This window comes from Mesorhizobium sp. (assembly GCF_024509055.1).
In the GTDB taxonomy this organism is placed as follows: Bacteria; Pseudomonadota; Alphaproteobacteria; order Rhizobiales; family Rhizobiaceae; genus Mesorhizobium.
Map to the genome: position 1 here is coordinate 1 of NZ_JANINM010000199.1, position 3192 is coordinate 3192.

The window sequence follows — 3192 nt, forward strand, 5'->3', positions numbered from 1 at the left end:
GACTGGTCGTGGCCCCGAAGGCCGCGCTCGGCTGTGGCCGAGCCGGTTGCGTCGTCACTCATCTTCATCCCCTCCCAAGGATCCCGATGCTTTCGGGAAAGGGCGGCCGGGGCCGCCCTTTCGGCGAGTTTAGTCCCTTATTGCGGTTCTTAGGAAGGCATCAGCCCCAGCAAAGTTCCAGGCCCTTCTTGGAGTCGATCGACTCGACGCCCTTGACCGGCTTGTCGGTGATCAGCGTAGCGCCCGTGTCGAAGAACTGCTTGCCGGGGGTGGGCTTCGGCTTTTCGCCGGTCTTGGCGAATTTCTCGATCGCTTCCATCGCCATGGCCGCCATCTTCAGCGGATATTGCTGCGAGGTCGCGCCGATGACACCAGCGGCGACGTTCTTGACGCCTGGGCAGCCGCCGTCGATCGAAACCACCAGCACCGAGCCGTCATCCTTGCCAGCCGCCTTCAGCGCCTGATAGCCGCCAGCCGCAGCCGGTTCGTTGATCGTGTACATGACGTTCACGTCCGGGCACTTCTGCAGCAGCGTTTCCATCGCGGTGCGCCCGCCGTCCTCGGCGCCGCCAGTCATTTCATGGCCGCAGACGCGTGGATCGGTCTCGTCGCCATAGTGCTTCAGGTCCTTGAACTCGATGCCAAAGCCCTTCATGAAGCCATGGTCGCGAAGATAGTCGACGGACGGCTGGTTGGTGGCGAGGTCGAGGAATGCGATCTTTGCATTCTTGGCCTTGTCGCCGAGCGTGCCCTTGGCCCACTCGCCGATCAGTTCGCCGGCCTTGAAATTGTCAGTGGCGAAGGTCGCGTCCGCGGCGTCGATCGGATCGAGCGGCGTGTCGAGCACGATGACCAGCAGACCGGCGTCGCGCGCCTTCTTGATGGTCGGCACGATGGCGCTGGAATCGCTCGGCACGATGGCGAAGCCCTTGGCGCCGGCCGAGATCAGGTTCTCGATGGCAGCGACCTGGCTGTCATTGTCGCCGTCGAATTTGCCGGCAAAAGTCCGCAGATCGAGGCCGAGCTCCTTGGCCTTGGCCTGGGCGCCCTCGCGCATCTTGACGAAGAACGGGTTGCCTTCGGTTTTGGTGATCAGGCCGACAATGTCGGCTGCGTACGAGGCCGTGGCCATCGCACCGTAAAAGGCAAGGCCGGCAACGGCCGCCTTCAGGATATTCCATTTACCCATGATTTCCTCCCAGTGAACCACCTCCGGCGCCGGCCAACCGACGCCTGCGCCAACGAAGCTCTCCCAGCGTGGACGCCCACCAAAAAGACACCAGTCCGCAGCGACTGTCAATAATTAAATCACTCTTATTTATTATTGACAGGCTTGCGTTGTTCACTCATTCTGAACAAAAAGCATCGAGGGGAAACGACGGGAGGAACAGGGTGGAGACCGGCATTGCGAGGCACGGTTCGCCCGAAGCTTTGGAGAGCCGGCTGCATCGCGGCACCAACCAGAGCGGCATGCGCGACCATAACGAACGGCTGGTGCTGTCTCTCGTGCGCCAGCACGGCAGCCTTGCCAAATCCGACATTGCACGCATGACCGGACTGTCAGCCCAGACCGTGTCGGTCATCATGCGCGAGCTGGAGGAAGACAAGCTTCTGGTGCGCCAGGCGCCCTTGCGCGGCAAGATCGGCCAGCCGTCGATCCCGATGGCGCTCAACCCGGAAGGCGCGTTCTTCATCGGCCTCAAGATCGGCCGCCGCAGCGCGGAGCTGGTGCTGATCGACTTCCTCGGCAACGTGCGCTCGATGTTGCAGAACTCCTACCGCTACCCGGCGCCGCGCGAGACGGTGGCGTTCGTCACCGAGGGCATCAAGAAGATGCGCGGCGAACTGACGCCGGCGCAGGACAAGCGCATCGCCGGCCTAGGCATCGCAATGCCGTTCGAACTCTGGAACTGGGCCGACACCGCAGGCGCGCCGCGTGACGTCATGGACGAATGGCGCCATCGCGACATTCGCGCCGACATCCAGGCGCAGTGCGACTTTCCGGTCTACCTGCAGAACGACGCCACGTCGGCTTGCGGCGCCGAACTCGTCTTCGGCCGGGGGGGAGCGGCGCGCGATTTCGTCTATTTCTACATCGGCGCCTTTGCCGGCGGCGGCATCGTGCTGAACGGACGCCTTTATGGCGGCCCCACCGGCAATGCCGGGGCACTGGGCTCGATGCCGGTGCCCGGGCCGGATGGCAAGCCCGCGCAGCTGATCGACGTCGCTTCGATCGCGATGCTGGAAAAAGCGCTCACTGCCAAAGGTATCGACGGCTCGTATCTGTGGTCCTCGCCGCAGGAGTGGGGCGAGATCGGCGCCGAACTCGACCACTGGATAGCCAGCGCGTCGCGCGCGCTGGCTTATGCGATCGTCGCGGCCTCGTCGGTCATCGATTTCGAGGCGGCGGTGATTGATGGCTGGATGCCGGTAACCATCCGGCGCCGGCTGGTCGATGCGATAAGGGAAGCCATCGCCGGCATCGACGCGGAAGGGCTGAAGCTGCCGGCTGTGCGCGAAGGAACCGTCGGCATCCATGCCCGTGCCCTCGGCGGCGCCAGCCTGCCGCTGTCCGAGCGCTTCCTGATCGGCTCGAACACGATTTCGCGAGGGACCTGACCTATGCTGATCGGCATCCCGTCGCTGCTTGGCCCAGAGTTTCTAGCAATGCTGCGGGCGATGGGCCACGGCGACGAGGTCGCGATCGTCGACGGCAACTACCCCGCCGAGGAACAGGCAACGCGCCTGATCCGCGCCGATGGCCATTCGATCATTGCGGTGCTCGACGCCGTGCTCAGCGTGCTGCCGGTCGATGATGCGGTGCCCCAGGCGTTGTTCCGCGCCTCGGTCAAGGGCGATCCCGCGCTTGCCGACCCGGTACACCACGAGATGGAAGCGGTCTGCGCCAAACGCGCGCCGGGACACAAGGTGATTGCGCTGGCCGGCCCCGACTTCTATGCACGCGTCAAGGCCGCGCACGCGATCGTGGCGACCAGCGAACCCAGGCTCTACGCCAACATCATCATCCGCAAGGGCGTGATCTATCCGCCGGAGACCAAGACACAATGATCCTTTGCTGTGGCGAAGCTCTGATCGACATGCTGCCGCGCACGACCACGGAAGGCGAAGCGGCCTTCGCGCCCTATGTCGGCGGCGCGGTGTTCAACTCGGCGATCGCGCTCGGCCGGCTCG

The 3192-nt window shown here is 64.3% G+C and carries 3 protein-coding genes and 1 pseudogene; 3 read left to right on the plus strand and 1 reads right to left on the minus strand.

Going from position 1 to position 3192, the window contains the following annotated elements; genetic code table 11:
- Positions 1-160: 160 nt before the first annotated feature.
- Positions 161-1189 (minus strand): sugar ABC transporter substrate-binding protein, encoded by a 1029-nt coding sequence (locus Q0L57_RS09415; protein WP_296741524.1) that lies wholly within the window; start codon positions 1187-1189, stop codon positions 161-163.
- Positions 1190-1392: 203 nt separating this feature from the next.
- On the opposite strand from Q0L57_RS09415, the gene Q0L57_RS09420 reads away from it, so the two are divergent.
- The 3 genes and pseudogenes from Q0L57_RS09420 to Q0L57_RS09430 form a co-directional block, all read left to right on the plus strand.
- On the plus strand, positions 1393-2619 hold the full coding sequence (locus tag Q0L57_RS09420) for an ROK family transcriptional regulator (protein ID WP_296741526.1): 1227 nt from the start codon (positions 1393-1395) through the stop codon (positions 2617-2619).
- A gap of 3 nt (positions 2620-2622) precedes the next feature.
- Positions 2623-3069, plus strand: coding sequence for an RbsD/FucU domain-containing protein (locus Q0L57_RS09425; RefSeq protein WP_296741529.1), 447 nt, complete (start codon positions 2623-2625; stop codon positions 3067-3069).
- Positions 3066-3192, plus strand: a pseudogene (locus Q0L57_RS09430) (carbohydrate kinase); the annotation flags it as partial. The gene Q0L57_RS09425 and the pseudogene Q0L57_RS09430, both read left to right, overlap by 4 nt.